Origin of the sequence: Micromonospora sp. NPDC049101, assembly GCF_040648675.1 — a bacterium.
GTDB lineage: Bacteria > Actinomycetota > Actinomycetes > Mycobacteriales > Micromonosporaceae > Micromonospora.
Genome location: NZ_JBEZED010000010.1, coordinates 165,419 through 180,532, shown reverse-complemented (window position 1 = coordinate 180,532; position 15,114 = coordinate 165,419). Strand labels below are relative to the sequence as shown.

The following is a 15,114-nucleotide window of genomic DNA, read 5'->3' as shown; positions in this document are numbered from 1 at the left end:
GCTCAGCCCGTCGGCCGGCGGGGCGACTCGGGCCGGGCGGCGCGCACCGCGTCCCGGTGCCCCCGCAGCGACTCGCTCATCTCCGCCATGAACCGGTGCACCACCTCCAGCTCGTCCTCGCCGAAGCGGGCCATCACCGTGTCGGTACGCGCGCCCAGCGGCTGGAAGAACTCCATGGCCAGGGCGGCACCCTGGTCGGCGTAGTGCAGCAGCACCTTGCGGCGGTCGGCGGTGTCCCGGTCCCGGCGGATGTGACCGGCCCGCTCCAGCCGGTCGACCAGGGCGGTGACCGAGCCGGAGGAGAGGTTGAGCTGTTCGCCGAGGCGGCCCGGGGTGATCGGGTCACCGAGCAGCTCGGCGTCCATCACCGCGATCAGTGCCTGGAGGTCGGTCGGGTTGAGGCCGTGCAGGTTGGCGAAGGCGTGGCCGACGTGTTGGGCGTCCACCGCGTACCGCCGGAGGTTGTTGGTGATCTCGGCGACCAGCTGCTCGCGGCGCGTGTCGCGCCGTCGGTACATGCCGTGAGTCGCCACCTCGCGCTGCTCTTCCCGTCGTCGGTCTCCCGGGTTGCAGCATAGAACAGCCCCGGATAATCTCGGCCATCAAGATACTTGGCTTCCGAAGGACCTTGAGGTCACCCTGATGTCCCTGTTCACCAGAGTTGCCCGCGGCCGGCTGGCCGCCTGGCTCACCGTGGCCGCCGCGATCGTCGTCGGCGCGGCCGTCTTCGGCACGCCCCGGCCGGACAACCCGGCACCGGTCTCCGCCACCGGCCTGTCCGTGCGGTGGCAGTCGACCCAGGTGCAGCGCCTGCAGGACCAGTTGCCGTCCAGCGACGTGCAGCCGGCCATCGTGGTGGTCAGCCGCGGCGACGGCGGCGCGCTGAGCGAGGCCGACCGGGCCACCGTCGGCGCCCGCGCCGACGACCTGCGCCGCTTCGCGGTGGGCGGGCAGGTCAGCCCGGCCCAGCTCGCCCCGGACGGCGCGGTGGCCCTCGTCGCCGTGCCGCTGGACACCGCCGGCGGGCAGGAGGCCGTCACGAACACGGTGACCCAGCTGCGCGCCGCCCTGGCGGACCTGCCCGGCGGGCTGACCGCCGAGGTGACCGGCGCCCCGGCGTTCACCGCCGACCTCTCCTCGGTGTTCGACGGCGCCGACGTCACCCTGCTCGCGGTGACCGCCGCCGTGGTCGCGGTACTGCTGCTGATCACCTACCGCAGCCCGTTCCTGTGGATCGTGCCGCTGGTCGTGGTGGCCGCGACCGAGCAGCTCACCCTGCGCGCGGTGGACGTCATCGTGCCGGCCGTCGGCATCCACCTCCAGCAGGGCCAGGTCACCGGCATCGCCAGCGTGCTGGTCTTCGGCGCCGCCACCGACTACGCGCTGCTGCTCATCGCCCGCTACCGGGAGGAGTTGCGCCGCGCCCAGGACCGGTACGCGGCGATGCGCGCCGCGCTGCGCCGCACCGCCGAGCCGATCCTGGCCAGCGGCGGCACGGTGGTGCTCGGCGTCCTCACCCTGCTGCTCAGCGAGCAGGAGACCAACCGGGCCCTCGCCGTGGCCTGCGCCACCGGTGTGGTCTTCGCCATGCTCTCGGCGTTGTTCGTGCTCCCCGCCGTGTTGGTGCTCTTCGGGCGCGGCCTGTTCTGGCCGTTCGTCCCCCGCGTCGGCGGCCCGGTGCGCGAGGGCCGGCTCTGGGGTCGACTCGGCGCCGCCGTGCGACGCCGCCCGGTGGTGGTCGCGACGCTTGCCACAGTGCTGCTCGGCGGCCTGGCACTGGGTGGGCTCGGCATCCGCACCGGCCTGTCCGAGACCGAACAGTTCCGGGCCGAACCCGAGGCGGTGACCGGGGCACAGACCCTGGCCAGGGCCTTCCCCGCCGGCAGCACCCAGCCTGTCGCAGTGCTCACCACCCCGGCGGCGGTGCGGGCGGTCACCGACGCCGCCACCGCGGTGCCCGGCGTCGCCTCGGCCCGCCCCGGTGCCGCCGGCGACGCCGTCGCCCAGGTCGACGTGGTCCTGGACGCCGAACCCGGCACCACCGCCTCGGACCGCGCGATCGAGGCGCTGCGCGACGCGGTGGCCGCCGTTCCCGACTCCGCTCCCCCGGCCGCCACCGGCGCCGACGCGCCGTCCGGGGCGCTCGTGGGTGGGTCCGTGGCCGCCACGTACGACTCCGACGAGGCCAACGACCGTGACCTACGACTCATCCTGCCGATCATCCTGTTGCTGGTCGCCGGGGTGCTCGTGCTGCTGCTGCGCGGCCTGCTCGCACCGGTGTTGCTGGTGCTCACCGTGATCGCGTCGTTCTTCGCCAGCCTCGGCGCGGCCTGGCTGCTCTTCGACCACGTGCTGGGCTTCCCCGCGCTGGACAGCGGTGTGCTGCTGCTCGCCTTCGTGTTCCTGGTGGCGCTCGGGGTGGACTACAACATCTTCCTGGTCACCCGGGCCCGGGAGGACGCGCGCGGTGCGGGCACCCGCGACGGGATGCTGTCCGCCCTGCGGGTCACCGGCGGGGTGATCACCAGCGCCGGAGTGCTGCTCGCCGCGGTCTTCGCCGTACTCGGCGTGCTGCCACTGATCACGCTGACCCAGATCGGCATCATCGTCTGCATCGGCGTCCTGCTGGACACCCTGCTGGTCCGCACGGTCCTGGTGCCGGCGCTGGCGTTTCTGCTCGGAGACCGCTTCTGGTGGCCCGGCCGGCTCACACCGCAGCGCCCGGCGCACACCGCGGTGTCGCCGGAGTCGGTAGCCGCTCGCGACTGACCGGCGGGGGCCGTGACGGCGACACCGGCGCGGCCCCCGCCCGGGTCAGTAGTCCAGGCAGACGCACTCGGTCATCAGCGCCCGCACGTTGCGCACGTACGACGGGTTGGGGATGGCCAGGGGCGCACCCTCCCGCGCCACCGCGCCGTGCCCGACGTTGTACGCGGCGATGACCGCGTTGAGCAGGCAGGAATTCAACTCGGCGGTGCACAGGGCCGGGTCGAGGCGGAAGTCGGACTCGAAGTACATGTCGCCGATGTACTTGGTGGCCCAGGCCAGGTAGGTGGCACCGAGGCTGGCGTTGTCCCGGTAGTCGTCGATCTGGTAGCTCTGCTCGAACCGCTGGTTCATCCAGGTCGCCGTGGCCGGCATCACCTGCATCAACCCCACACCGCCGTCGCAGGCGTGGATGTTGGACTGCCAGCCACTCTCCTGCCACGCGGTGGCCTTGAGCAGGTTGAGCGGCACCGTGATGTCCGGTGCGGAGACCGGCCAGTAGGAACGGCCCGCCGCGTCGGTCAGCGCCGCCTTCACCTCGGCCCGGGCCGCCTGGGCACCCTGGTAGGTCGGCTTGCAGGAACTCGGCGCCGGCTTCGGCGGGGCCGGCGGGACCATGGTCTCGGTGGGCGGCTTCGCCACCGCGAGTGGCTTCGGCGCCGTGCGGGTCGGCTTCTTCTTCGGCTTCGGGGACGGGGACGCCGACGCGCGACGACTCGGCGCGGCACCCATCGACTCCACGGCGCTCACCGACGGGCTCGGCTCCGCGGTGGCCTCGTCGGTGGGGGCGTCCAACGGCGCGTCGGCGAGCGCGACCGGGCCGGTCTGATCGCGCGGGCCCTCCGCCTCGGTGGCGCACCCGACCAGCGTGCCCGACAACAGCACCCCGGCGAGCAGCACCGCGCCCAACCGATCGGTCCATCGAACCATCTCGGTGCCTCCCCCGTGTGACCGACACAGACCCTAGCAAGGTTCGACCGGTCGGCGGTGCCCCTGCGGCGGCGTCCGGGCCTGGTCGTCCGGCTGCTCAAGGTCGCCCACCGCCCGGTCCCGGGTGGCCCAGGCGACCATGAACACGACAGTCCAGAGCACCCCGAGCAGCACCGCCGCGGCGGTGCCGCTGGCCGTGTCCAGGCCGAGGTAGAGCCGTGCACCGCCGATGCCGAGCATCCCCGCGGCGGCGGCCGTCCACACGGCCACCGCCACCGGCCAGCGTGAACTGCGCGACACCAGCCAGGCCAGGGTGCAGAAACTCGCCGCGACAACCGCGTTCTGGGTGGAGAGCGAGGCCACCTCGGTGACGCCCGGCGCCGTGCCGTGCGCACCTGTCACCTCGGCGGCCACGGCCAGCACCACCAGCGGCACGAACGCACCCACCGTGCCGACCACGCTGAGCAGGTCCGCACGCCAGGGCCGGTTGCGCCACGCCAGCACCGCGGCCACCAGCCCCACCAGGGCGATCAACACCGACCCTCGGAGCACGGACACCACGAGCATCGTGGCGTCGGCGGCGTCCGGGGTACGCCGGGCGGCGAACCACCCCGCGATGGCGTCGTCCAGCGCGGCCAACCCGCTGTTGCGGATGGCCACCGCGAGCAGGCCGGCGATGGCGAGCCCGGCGGCGAACAGCAGCAGGAGCCCCGCGGCCAGATTGAGCAGCAGCGTCCAGGCCGGCCCGATCCGCATGGCCACCAGGAAGAACAGCACCCCGTAGCGGGCGGTGAGCCAGCGCACCGGGGGCAGCGCACCCGCCCGGGACAGCAGCGCGCGGACCGGGTCCGGGTTGCGACCCAGCCACCGGCCGACGAGCACCACCCCCACCAGGCCGGCCAGCAGCAGCAGCGCCACCCCGGTGGCCCGGCCGAGCAGCCGGGAGACCGTGTCGTACGACTCACCGGCGAGGTGACCGAGCAGGACCGACCCGCCCACCCAGGTCATCACCCCGGCCAGGTTCCACGGTGCGAACCGCCGGTACGGCATGCCGGCCGCACCGGCCAGCCGGGGCACCAGGGTGCGGGCGAACGCCACCCACCGGGCGGCGAACACACCCCGACCACCGAGCCGGGCGAGCATGGCATCGGCCCTGGCCCAGCGCGCGGGGCCGACCCGGTGGCCCAGCCCGGCGCGCAGCCGGGGCCCGTAGCGCCGTCCGGCGCGAAAGGCCAGCCCATCACCGACGACGGCGGCGACGATCATCGCGAGCAACGCCGGCCCGAGCCGCAAGGTACCGTTGTAGGTGAGGAAGCCGACGAGCAGCAGGGTAGCCTCACCCGGCACGAGCAGGCCGAAGATCACCGCGGTCTCGCCCGCCACGATCAGCGCGGCGACCAGGTAGATCCACAGGGCGGGCAGACTCTGCACCCAGGTCAGCAGGTCGTGCACTCAGGCCCCCGGAACACGGGAGTCAGCATGCCAGCCGGGGGAACGACCGGGACAGCAGTTTCACCATAGATCAGGGGCCCCTGGGGGGTGACCCCGACGCGGCCTGCGCGAGCGCAGGCGGAAGGATAGAGGGTATGCAGCTTCGCACCGACCTCCGCAACGTCGCCATCATCGCTCACGTCGACCACGGCAAGACCACCCTGGTCGACGCCATGTTGCGGCAGGCCGGGGCGTACGGCGCCCGGGGCGAGAACACCGAGCGGGTGATGGACTCGGGTGACCTGGAGCGGGAAAAGGGCATCACGATCCTGGCCAAGAACACCGGCGTGCGCTACCTGCCGGCGGACGGCTCCGACCCGGTCACCATCAACATCATCGACACCCCCGGCCACGCCGACTTCGGTGGTGAGGTGGAGCGCGGCCTGACCATGGTCGACGGCGTGGTGCTGCTCGTCGATGCCAGCGAGGGCCCCCTGCCGCAGACCCGCTTCGTGCTGCGCAAGGCGCTGCGGGCCCGGATGCCGATCATCCTGGTGATCAACAAGGTGGACCGCCCCGACGCCCGGATCAAGGAGGTCGTGGACGACACCTACGAGCTCTTCCTCGACCTGGACGCCGACGAGGAGCAGATCGACTTCCCGATCGTCTACGCCTGCGCCCGCGACGGCATCGCCTCGCTGACCCAGCCCGCCGACGGTTCCGTGCCGGAGGACAGCACCTCCCTGGAACCGCTGTTCCGCACCCTGCTGGACACCATTCCGGCACCCTCGTACGAGGACGGCGCGCCGTTGCAGGCGCACGTCACCAACCTGGACGCCTCCCCGTTCCTCGGCCGGCTGGCGCTGTGCCGGGTCCGCCAGGGCACCATCAACAAGGGTCAGACGGTGACCTGGTGCCGCACCGACGGCAGCACCCAGCGGGTCCGCATCTCCGAGATGCTGATGACCCAGGGCCTGGAGCGCACGTCGGCCGAGACCGCCGGCCCGGGCGACATCATCGCCGTCGCCGGCATCCCGGAGATCATGATCGGTGAGACCCTCGCCGACCTTGAGAACCCGGTCCCGCTGCCGCTGATCACCGTCGACGAGCCGGCCATCTCGATGACCATCGGCACCAACACCTCGCCGCTGGTCGGCCGGGTCAAGGGCTCCAAGGTCACCGCGCGGATGGTCAAGGACCGGCTCGACAAGGAGCTGATCGGCAACGTGTCGCTGCGGGTGCTGCCCACCGAGCGGCCGGACGCCTGGGAGGTGCAGGGCCGCGGTGAGCTGGCGCTGGCCATCCTGGTCGAGCAGATGCGCCGGGAGAGCTACGAGCTGACCGTCGGCAAGCCGCAGGTGGTCACCCGCGAGATCGACGGCAAGACCTGCGAGCCGGTCGAGCGGCTGACCATCGACGCCCCGGAGGAATACCTGGGCGCGATCACCCAACTCCTCGCCACCCGTAAGGGTCGGATGGAGCAACTGGTCAACCACGGCACCGGCTGGATCCGGATGGAGTGGCTGGTCCCGGCGCGCGGCCTGATCGGCTTCCGCACCGAGTTCCTCACCGACACCCGGGGCACCGGCATCCTGCACCACGTCTTCGAGTCGTACGAGCCGTGGTTCGGCGAGCTGCGCACCCGCAACAACGGTTCGCTCGTCGCCGACCGGTCCGGTGCGGTCACCGCCTTCGCGATGATCAACCTGCAGGAGCGCGGTCAGCTCTTCGTCGACCCGACCACCGAGGTGTACGAGGGCATGATCGTCGGCGAGAACTCCCGCTCCGACGACATGGACGTCAACATCACCAAGGAGAAGAAGCTCACCAACATGCGGGCCTCGACCTCCGACGAGACCGAGAAGCTGATCCCGCCGCGCAAGCTCTCGCTGGAGCAGGCCCTGGAGTTCTGCCGCGAGGACGAGTGCGTCGAGGTCACCCCGACCGCCGTGCGCATCCGCAAGGTGGTGCTCGACCAGCAGCAGCGGGGCCGCGCCGCCGCCCGCCGCAAGCACGCCGGCTGAGCGCACCAGCACCCGACACCGGGCGCGTCGACCGCTTGCGGTCGACGCGCCCGCGCGTTTCCGGCGGGGGTACGCGGGCCACCCCGAGCGGCCCGTGCCGATCGGCTACGGTCACCGGCATGACCTGGGATGATCTCGACGCGCACCTGGACCGGGTGCCCGGCACCGTCTCGGCGTACGTGGGCCGGCTGGACGCACCGCCGACCTGGACCCGCCACCCGGACGCCGCCCACTACGCGGCGAGCACCATGAAGGTGGCGGTGCTCGCCGCGCTCTACCGTGCCGCCGAGGCCGGCGCACTGGACCTGGACGCCCCGGTTCCCGTGGTCAACGAGTTCGACTCCGCCCAACCCGGCGCGCCCCGGTTCTCCTGCGCCCAGCACTACGACAACGACGACGCGGTCTGGGACCGGCTGGGCGACACGGCACCGCTGCGTTGGCTGGCCGACCGGATGATCGTGCGATCCAGCAACCTGGCCACCAACCTGGTCATCGGGCACGTCGGGCTACCCGCGGTGGCCGAGGTGTGGGCGCTGGCCGGTGCCCGCACCAGCGTGACCGGCCGGGGCATCGAGGACTTCGCGGCCCGCGCGGCCGGCATCACCAACACGGTCACCGCCGCCGACCTGGCCGCGCTGCTCGGCGCGCTGGGCACCGGGGCCGGCACCCCGGGCCGACTCGCCGCGCCGGCCGCCTGCTCGGCCATGCTGGACGTCCTGCTCGCGCAGGAACACCGGGAGGACCTGGCCGCCGGCCTGCCCGAGGGCACCCGCATCGCGCACAAGAGCGGCTGGGTACGCGGTGTGCGCCACGGTGCCGGCCTGGTCCTGCCCGCCGACGCCCCGCCATACCTGATCGCCGTCTGCACCACCACCGACCCGACCGACGGCAACGCCAGCGGCGACGACACCGAGGACGACGCCTGCCTGCGGCTCGCGCACATCTCCGCGCAGGTCTGGGCCGCCCGCCACCAGCTCTGACCGGCCCGACTGCGGCTAGGCTGCTCGGACCCCCACCCCGGAGCCGCCGATGCCCCGCAGTCGCACCCTGCTGCTCGCCTTCCTCGTCGTGACGGCAGCGAACCTGCTGGCCAACGCCACCGGAGGCGGCGTGGCCTTCTTCCTCACCAAACCGCTGCTGATGCCGCTGCTCGCCGCGTACCTGTGGCGGGCCAGCACCGAACAGGCAGCCCGACCGGACCGGCTGGTCCTCGCCGGGCTGGCCTTCGCCACCGGCGGCGACATCGCCCTGATGATCGACGACACCGGCTGGTTCCTCGCCGGCATGGCCTGTTTCCTCGGCACGCACCTCTGCTACCTCGCGGCGTTCACCCGCCACCGCGCCGCGACCGCGCTGCGCCGTGCGCCGCTGGTCGCGGTCCCCCTGGGGTACGCGGTGCTGACCGTCGTCGCCCTGAGCTGGATGTGGGCGGGGCTGACCGACGCCGGCCTGGCCGGGCCGGTGGCCGGCTACGCGCTCGCCCTGGCCGCGATGGCCAGCACGGCAGCCACCCAGGGCTGGCGGGTCGGTCTCGGCGCCGCCCTGTTCCTCGGGTCCGACCTGCTGATCGCCGCCGGAGTGGCAGGCGTTGCCGAACCACCCGGCGCGCCGGTACTGGTCATGGCGAGCTACGCAGCCGGCCAGGCACTGATCGTCACCGGCCGCGCCGCCCGCGTCAGCACGCCGGTCATTCCAACAGTCGCGCCCGCAACGCACTGAGCGTCTCGTCGGTCAACCCCAACCCGTCGCGCAGGTACGCGTCGAACGAGCCGTGCACCCGGCGTACCTCGTGGTATCCGGCGTCGAGGTACTCGACGCGAACCTCCAACACCGGCAGCACCGCGTCGACGTCCAGCTCCGGCTGCCGCCGCCGCATCGCCTCGACGATCACCACGCGCAGGCTCTCGGTCAGCTCGTTGTTGCGCAGGTAGTCGGCGCGGATCGCCGCCTCGTCCACCCCGAGCGCCGTCAGCAGGATGACGGTGAGCCAACCGGTGCGGTCCTTGCCGGCGGAGCAGTGGTAGACCAACGGCAGGTTCTCCGGCTGGGCCGCCAGCCGCACTGCCTCGGCGAACCCGACCCGTGCCGACTCACCGGTGACGAACCACCGGTAGATGGCCGCCATCGCCCCCGCCGTGCCCTGCCGGGCCAGCTCCGCGTACGCGTCCAGGTCGTGGCCGAGCAGCACCGCCGAGACGTACGTGAAGACCGGGTGCTCCGGGTCGTGCACCGGCAGGCACACCACCCGTGGCTCACCGGCCAGCCGATCCGCCGGGGCGACCTCGATCTCCGCGGGGGCGCGCAGATCGACCACGCACGCCGGGCCGAGTTTCGCCAGCACCGGTAGGTCATCGTCGGTCAGCCGGCCCAGCGCCGGAGTGCGGATCAACTTGCCGACGCGCACCCGCCGCCCGCCCGCGCCGACGAGCCCACCCAGGTCACGCGCGTTCGGCGCACCCACCAGTTCCCAGCCCTGCCCGGTCATCCGGTCCCCCATCCCGCCGTGTGCCTGCGTATAGGGTGCCTGGCATGACGATCTCGGAGGTACGCACCCACCGGGTTTCCGCCCCCTTACACACCCCGTTCGTCACCGCGCTGCGTCGTACCACCACAGTGGACACCCTGGTCGTCGAGCTCGTCGACACCGACGGCCGGTCCGGCTTCGGCGAGGCGCCCCAGGTCTGGCAGGTCACCGGCGCGTCGGTCGCCGGCGCACGGGCGTGCGTACGCGAGGTGCTCGGTCCACGGTTGATCGGTCGCGATCCGGACGACCTGGTGACCCGGTGCACCGAGGTGCAGCGCGCCGTGGCGGGCAACGAGGCGGCGAAGGCGGCGGTGGACGTCGCCCTGCACGACCTCGCGGCCCGGCGGCTGGGCGTACCCCTGGTGCGGTTGCTCGGGGGCACCACGCTGCGGGTGCCGACGGACGTCACGCTGGCCGCGGGCGACGCGGTGGACCTGGCGGCGGCGGCGCGGCAGCGGCAGTCCGACGGCTTCGGCGTGCTCAAGGTGAAGGTCGGCACCGACGCGGCCGGCGACCTGGACCGGGTGCGGGCCGTGCGCGCGGCCGTCGGCCCCGGGGTGCGGATCCGGCTCGACGCCAACCAGGGCTGGACGCCCCGGGAGGCGGTCCGGGTGATTCGTGGCATCGAGGACGCCGGGCTCGACGTGGAGCTGGTCGAGCAGCCGGTGGCCCGCTGGGACCTGGACGGGCTGGCCTGGGTCAGCGACCGGGTGTCCGTGCCGATCCTCGCCGACGAGGCGGTCTTCGGGGTCCGTGACCTGGTGGAGGTGATCCGCCGTCGGGCCGCCGACCTGGTCAACGTCAAGCTGGCCAAGTGCGGCGGCCTGCACCCGGCCCGTACCCTCCTCGAGCTGGCCACCGCCCACGGGCTCGGCACGGTGGTCGGCTCGATGATGGAGAGCCAGGTCGGCGTCGGTGCGGCGGCGAGCCTGGTCGCCGCGTACGGCACCACCGCGGTCGCCGACCTGGACGCCGCCTGGTGGCTGGCCTGGTCGCCGGTGCAGGGCGGAATACGCTACGACGGGGCTTCCGTGGTGCTGCCGAACGCCCCTGGCCTGGGCATCTCCGGCCTGACTGAAGCAAAGGTGCAGGCTCGTGCTTGATGACCGTTGGTTTCTTTCATAGGGTTGCCCTGGACAACCAACTCGATCTGGGGGTTGACGTGGAGCTGCAACCGGGCCGCGAGGCCGTCGTCCGGGTCGCGGTGGCAACACTGTGGACCTCACCCGAGGCGGTCCGGCCGGCCGACCGACCGGCACTGAGCGCCGGAGCCGACATCCCCGCCTGGGTCTCCGGTCTCACCACCGACCAGCAGGTCGGCGACTGCGTGCTGAGCCAGCTCCTGCTCGGCGAGCGGGTCCTCGTCAGCGAGCTGCGCCCGGACGGCTGGGCCCGGGTCGTCGCCGTCGAGCAGCCAGCCGCCAAGCTGGACCCGCGCGGCTACCCCGGCTGGCTCCCCGCCGACCAACTGACCACTGTCGACCCGGCCACCGGCACCGACCACCCGCTGGTGGTGGACGCCACGGTCACCGGGCTGCGCGCCGCCCCGGGCGGCGCGATGGTGTTGCCCGGCGTCGTCGTCGGCACCCGCCTGGTCCCGGCCGGCCCCGCACGCGACGACTGGCGGCCGGTGTGCGTCCCCGGGCAGGCCACGCCGCTCTGGCTACCCGACAGCCACCTGGTCCCGGCACCGGCCGCGTCACCGCACGCCGAGCAGCCGCTCGCGGTGGCGCAGCGGCTGCTGGACGTGCTCTACATCTGGGGTGGGCTCTCCGCGCACGGCATCGACTGCTCGGGGCTGGTGCACCTGGCCTGGCGGCGGTTCGGGGTGCTACTCCCCCGCGACGCCGACGACCAGGCCGCGGCCACCACCCCGCTGCCGCTGGGCACGGAACGCCCCGGCGATCTCTACTTCTTCGCCCGACCCGGCCGCGGCATCCACCACATCGGCATCGTCACCGCCGCACCCGGGGACGACGGCGAGCGGCGGATGCTGCACGCCTGCTACCGGCGGCGGCGGGTCATCGAGGAGCCGCTGCCAGCCGAGCGGACCGCCACCCTGGTCGGCGCGCACCGGGTCTGACCGGCCGGGCGCGTCGAGCCTCAGCCGGCCGGGCGCCTCGGGCCTGAGCCGGCCGGATGCGTCGGACCCCAGACCGACCGGGCGCGTTGGGGCGCCCGGCCGGTGTGCGGTCAGCGGCGGGCGTCGGCCAACTCGCGGCGCCGGTCCCGGGAGGACTTGATCAGGCTGGCGGCGGTGGCGATGCCCAGGGTGCCGATGATCACCAACAGCGACAGCCAGATCGGGATGTGCGGCGCCCAGCCGACGTGCTCACCACCGTTGATGAACGGCAGGTTGTTGTCGGCCAACGCCTCCAACACCAACTTGACCCCGATGAAGCCGAGCACGACGGCCAGGCCGTAGCTCAGGTAGATCAGCCGGTCGAGCAGGCCACCGAGCAGGAAGTAGAGCTGACGCAGGCCCATCAGCGCGAAGACGTTCGCGGTGAAGACCAGGTACGGCTCCTGGGTGATGCCGAAGATCGCCGGGATCGAGTCCAGAGCGAAGATCAGGTCGGTGGTGCCGATCGCGATCATCACGATCAGCATCGGGGTGAACAGCCGCTTGCCGGTGGCGTGGGTGGTGAGCTTCGCGCCGTCGTAGTCCTTGGAGATCGGCAGCGCCTTGCGGCTCCACCGGATCAGCACGTTCTCGGAGAACTCGTCCTCGTCCGGCTCACCCTGTCGGGCCAGGTTGACGGCGGTGTAGATCAGGAACGCGCCGAAGATGTAGAAGACCCAGGAGAACTGCGAGATCAGCGCCGCACCGGCGGCGATGAACCCGCCGCGCATCACCAGGGCCAGCACGATGCCGACGAGCAGCACCTTCTGCTGGTACTGCCGGGGCACCCCGAAGCGGGCCATGATGATCACGAAGACGAAGAGGTTGTCCACCGAGAGGCTGTACTCGGTGAGCCAGCCGGTGTAGAACTGCCCCGCCGCGCTGGCGCCCGCGCTCAACCAGACCCCCGCCCCGAAGAGCAGGGCAAGCCCGACGTAGAAGGCGACCCAGAGGCTCGACTCCCGCACACTCGGCTCATGCGGGCGCCGACCAATGATCAACAGGTCGACGAGCAGGACCGCAGTCAGTGCGACAAGCGTCCCCGCCCACACCAATCCGGACACGTCCAACGTTCATTCCTCCGGCAGACACGCGGCGTCGGGCACACCGTACGCCCCCGCGGGGGCCGGCGTGCCGCTGTCGCTCACTCTGGTGACTGTCGGAGGTCTCTTCCGCCGCCGCCCTGCGAACAGGGCGACGACCCACGGGGCCGGGTCGCGTCGCCGTGGTTCCGGCGATCGACCGTGCTGACGACTCCGTCGCGGGGGAATACTCCCCTCCTCGGAGACCATTGTTGCCCACCACGCCCCGTGATCACACCCCGGGCAGCCGGTGGGGCCGAACGGGCCCTCGGGTGCGGTGATCGGCACGGGGTCCCACCGGGAACGGCGGCACGCCCGGAACGGGGGTCAACGGCAGCACGGCGGCACACCCTGCGGCGCTTCCTAGGAGGCTAGTGTAGGTCTGGTGCGGCCAGCGGGTCGGTGAGCGACCAGCCGGCGGCCAACAGGTCGTCGCAGGCGCGCACCGCGTGGGCCAGCCGCTCGGTGTGCGTACCGGTCAACTCCACCACCGGCACCCCGCACCCGGTCAGCTCACTCCGAAACCGCTCGGTCATCCAGGCCCGCAGGTGCTCGCCGTCGCGAAGGCCGTCGTCGGTGAAGGGCACGTCCCGGTGATCCGTCAACAGGTACAGGGCCGGCCGGCGGGCCGCCGCCCGTACCTCCGGCGACGTGCTGCCCAGATAACGCTCCTCCCACACCGCCGTGGCCCGCGCGTCGGTGTCGCAGACGAGCAGCGGTCCGCTCGTCCGGGCCGCCGCGTCCTCGGCCGACTGCTGCTCGCGCACCACCGTGCGGAAGTCGCTCCGGTCCCACGTGACGTCGAAGACGCTCGCCTCCGCGACGCGCTCGCGCAACCGGGCCAGCTTGCGGGCGGTCAACTCCCGGCCGTACTCCGGCACCCAGGTCGTGCCGTAGTGCGCCGCGAGCGCCGCGGCCATCGTGGTGGTGCCTGTCGACTCCGCGCCGACCACCACCACCCGCCGGACGAACCAGGCGCGCACCGGCGGGCTCAACCACCGCCAGTGACCGACCGGATCCGCGCGGACGGCCGTGCCGGACACCGGCACGGCCCGCCGGTCCGGATCCACCGACACGGGCACAGCGTCGAAGCGGCGAGCCAACTCCGCGCCGTACGCCTCGGACGAGACGACCACGTCCACCTTCCGCGGACCGACCGCGTCGCGGAACACCGCGCAGTGCGCGTCCCAGACGGTCGGGTCGTCGTAGTCGACCGGGTGGTCGTCGTAGCGGCCGACGAAGCGGACCCACGGGGTGTCCGCGTGCACCTCACGCAACCAGTCGAGCCGCAGCGTGAGCGGGATCGACTCCCGACGCGACGGTGCCACGACGACGGTGACCTCGGCACAGCGGGCCGCGGCGGCCGCGATCAACGCGTGGTGCCCGGCGTGCGGTGGGTAGAACTTGCCCACCACCAATCCGTGCCCGAACTCCGGGGCGCGCACCGGCCGGACGGCTGTCGGGGCAGGGCGCGGTGTCGGCACGCGACGGGGTGGTGTCGGGGTGCCATCCGCCGCTGGCGGACGAACCGGGGCCGGCGGGTCGGCGCTCACGGGGTGACCGGCGCCGGGCCGGGCGAGATCGTGGTCGGCCGGTCGACCCGACGCAGGTCCGCCCGCCAGGCACGCAGCCCGAGCACGCACAGGGCGAGGAAGACCAGGTAGAGGACGGCGGTCAGGTGCAGCCCCTTGTACGCGTACAACGGGATGTAGATCAGGTCGGCGGCGAGCCAGAGCCACCAGCTCTCCACCCGCTTGCGGGTCTGCCCGTACGTGGCCAGCAGGGACAGCGCCGTGGTCAACGCGTCCGGCAGCGGCACCGTCGAGTCGGTGGCCCGGTCCAGCAGCACCCACAGCCCGCCGGTGAGCAGCACCCCGACGACCGCCAGCGTGAGCCACTCCCGCCGCCCGGTCCGGCTCACCGTGAGTCGGCTCCGCCGCTCGCCACCGAACATCCACTGCCACCAGCCGTAGCAGCCGAGCGCGACGTAGACGACCTGGAGCCCCGCGTCGGCGTACAGTCCCGCGATCCAGAACACCAGCATGAGCAGCAGCACGTTGGCGATGCCGATCGGCCAGTTCGCGATCTTCTGCCGGGCCACCAACCACACGTTGAGCACACCTGTCGCGAACCCCAGCAGTTCCGCCCAGGTCGTGGCCGTGCCGGCCACCGAGAACGCGGTGCCGGTGAGCCAGTCAATGATCACGCTGCCACCATAGGGTCCGTGTCGACACC

The 15,114-nt window shown here is 72.7% G+C and carries 13 protein-coding genes; 6 read left to right on the top strand and 7 right to left on the bottom strand.

Going from position 1 to position 15,114, the window contains the following annotated elements; all coding sequences use genetic code 11:
* Positions 1-2: 2 nt before the first annotated feature.
* Positions 3-518 carry a MarR family transcriptional regulator gene (locus AB0B57_RS16305; RefSeq protein ID WP_357069934.1) on the bottom strand — a complete coding sequence of 172 codons (516 nt, stop codon included), beginning with the start codon at positions 516-518 and terminating at the stop codon, positions 3-5.
* Positions 519-642: 124 nt separating this feature from the next.
* Here AB0B57_RS16305 and AB0B57_RS16300 point away from each other — a divergent pair, with 124 nt between their 5' ends.
* Complete coding sequence (locus tag AB0B57_RS16300; protein ID WP_357069764.1) at positions 643-2,769, top strand: MMPL family transporter; 2,127 nt, start codon at positions 643-645, stop codon at positions 2,767-2,769.
* Between the two features lie 45 nt (positions 2,770-2,814).
* Here AB0B57_RS16300 and AB0B57_RS16295 read toward each other — a convergent pair whose 3' ends face one another.
* Positions 2,815-3,696 (bottom strand): lytic transglycosylase domain-containing protein, encoded by an 882-nt coding sequence (locus AB0B57_RS16295; RefSeq protein ID WP_357069762.1) that lies wholly within the window; start codon positions 3,694-3,696, stop codon positions 2,815-2,817.
* 33 nt (positions 3,697-3,729) lie between these two features.
* The gene (locus AB0B57_RS16290) at positions 3,730-5,148 is read right to left on the bottom strand and encodes a DedA family protein (protein ID WP_357069760.1); all 1,419 of its coding nucleotides are present in this window, start codon (positions 5,146-5,148) and stop codon (positions 3,730-3,732) included.
* A 134-nt stretch (positions 5,149-5,282) separates the two neighbouring features.
* Here AB0B57_RS16290 and typA point away from each other — a divergent pair, with 134 nt between their 5' ends.
* The 3 genes from typA (at position 5,283) to AB0B57_RS16275 (ending at position 8,870) form a co-directional block, all read left to right on the top strand.
* The gene (typA, locus tag AB0B57_RS16285) at positions 5,283-7,151 is read left to right on the top strand and encodes a translational GTPase TypA (protein ID WP_357069758.1); all 1,869 of its coding nucleotides are present in this window, start codon (positions 5,283-5,285) and stop codon (positions 7,149-7,151) included.
* A gap of 119 nt (positions 7,152-7,270) precedes the next feature.
* Entirely contained in the window at positions 7,271-8,131 is an 861-nt protein-coding gene (locus tag AB0B57_RS16280) for a serine hydrolase (RefSeq protein WP_357069756.1), read from the top strand.
* 49 nt (positions 8,132-8,180) lie between these two features.
* Positions 8,181-8,870 carry a lysoplasmalogenase gene (locus AB0B57_RS16275; RefSeq protein WP_357069754.1) on the top strand — a complete coding sequence of 230 codons (690 nt, stop codon included), beginning with the start codon at positions 8,181-8,183 and terminating at the stop codon, positions 8,868-8,870.
* Here the strand turns inward: AB0B57_RS16275 and AB0B57_RS16270 are convergent.
* Positions 8,839-9,636, bottom strand: a complete 798-nt coding sequence (locus AB0B57_RS16270; RefSeq protein ID WP_357069752.1) for a tyrosine-protein phosphatase — start codon at positions 9,634-9,636, stop codon at positions 8,839-8,841. The genes AB0B57_RS16275 and AB0B57_RS16270 overlap by 32 nt on opposite strands.
* A 44-nt stretch (positions 9,637-9,680) precedes the next feature.
* Between AB0B57_RS16270 and AB0B57_RS16265 the strand changes: the two genes are divergently transcribed.
* Together AB0B57_RS16265 and AB0B57_RS16260 are read left to right on the top strand one after the other, a co-directional pair.
* On the top strand, positions 9,681-10,778 hold the full coding sequence (locus AB0B57_RS16265; protein WP_357069750.1) for a dipeptide epimerase: 1,098 nt from the start codon (positions 9,681-9,683) through the stop codon (positions 10,776-10,778).
* Positions 10,778-11,758, top strand: coding sequence for an NlpC/P60 family protein (locus AB0B57_RS16260; protein WP_357069748.1), 981 nt, complete (start codon positions 10,778-10,780; stop codon positions 11,756-11,758). The genes AB0B57_RS16265 and AB0B57_RS16260 overlap by 1 nt, the downstream gene beginning before the upstream one ends.
* Before the next feature lie 110 nt (positions 11,759-11,868).
* Here the strand turns inward: AB0B57_RS16260 and AB0B57_RS16255 are convergent, their stop codons facing one another.
* From AB0B57_RS16255 to pnuC, 3 genes are all read right to left on the bottom strand, one after another.
* Positions 11,869-12,867 carry a TerC family protein gene (locus AB0B57_RS16255; protein ID WP_357069746.1) on the bottom strand — a complete coding sequence of 333 codons (999 nt, stop codon included), beginning with the start codon at positions 12,865-12,867 and terminating at the stop codon, positions 11,869-11,871.
* Positions 12,868-13,250: 383 nt separating this feature from the next.
* On the bottom strand, positions 13,251-14,324 hold the full coding sequence (locus AB0B57_RS16250) for an AAA family ATPase (RefSeq protein WP_357069744.1): 1,074 nt from the start codon (positions 14,322-14,324) through the stop codon (positions 13,251-13,253).
* 104 nt (positions 14,325-14,428) lie between these two features.
* The gene (gene pnuC / locus AB0B57_RS16245; RefSeq protein WP_357069742.1) at positions 14,429-15,085 is read right to left on the bottom strand and encodes a nicotinamide riboside transporter PnuC; all 657 of its coding nucleotides are present in this window, start codon (positions 15,083-15,085) and stop codon (positions 14,429-14,431) included.
* Positions 15,086-15,114 lie beyond the last annotated feature (29 nt).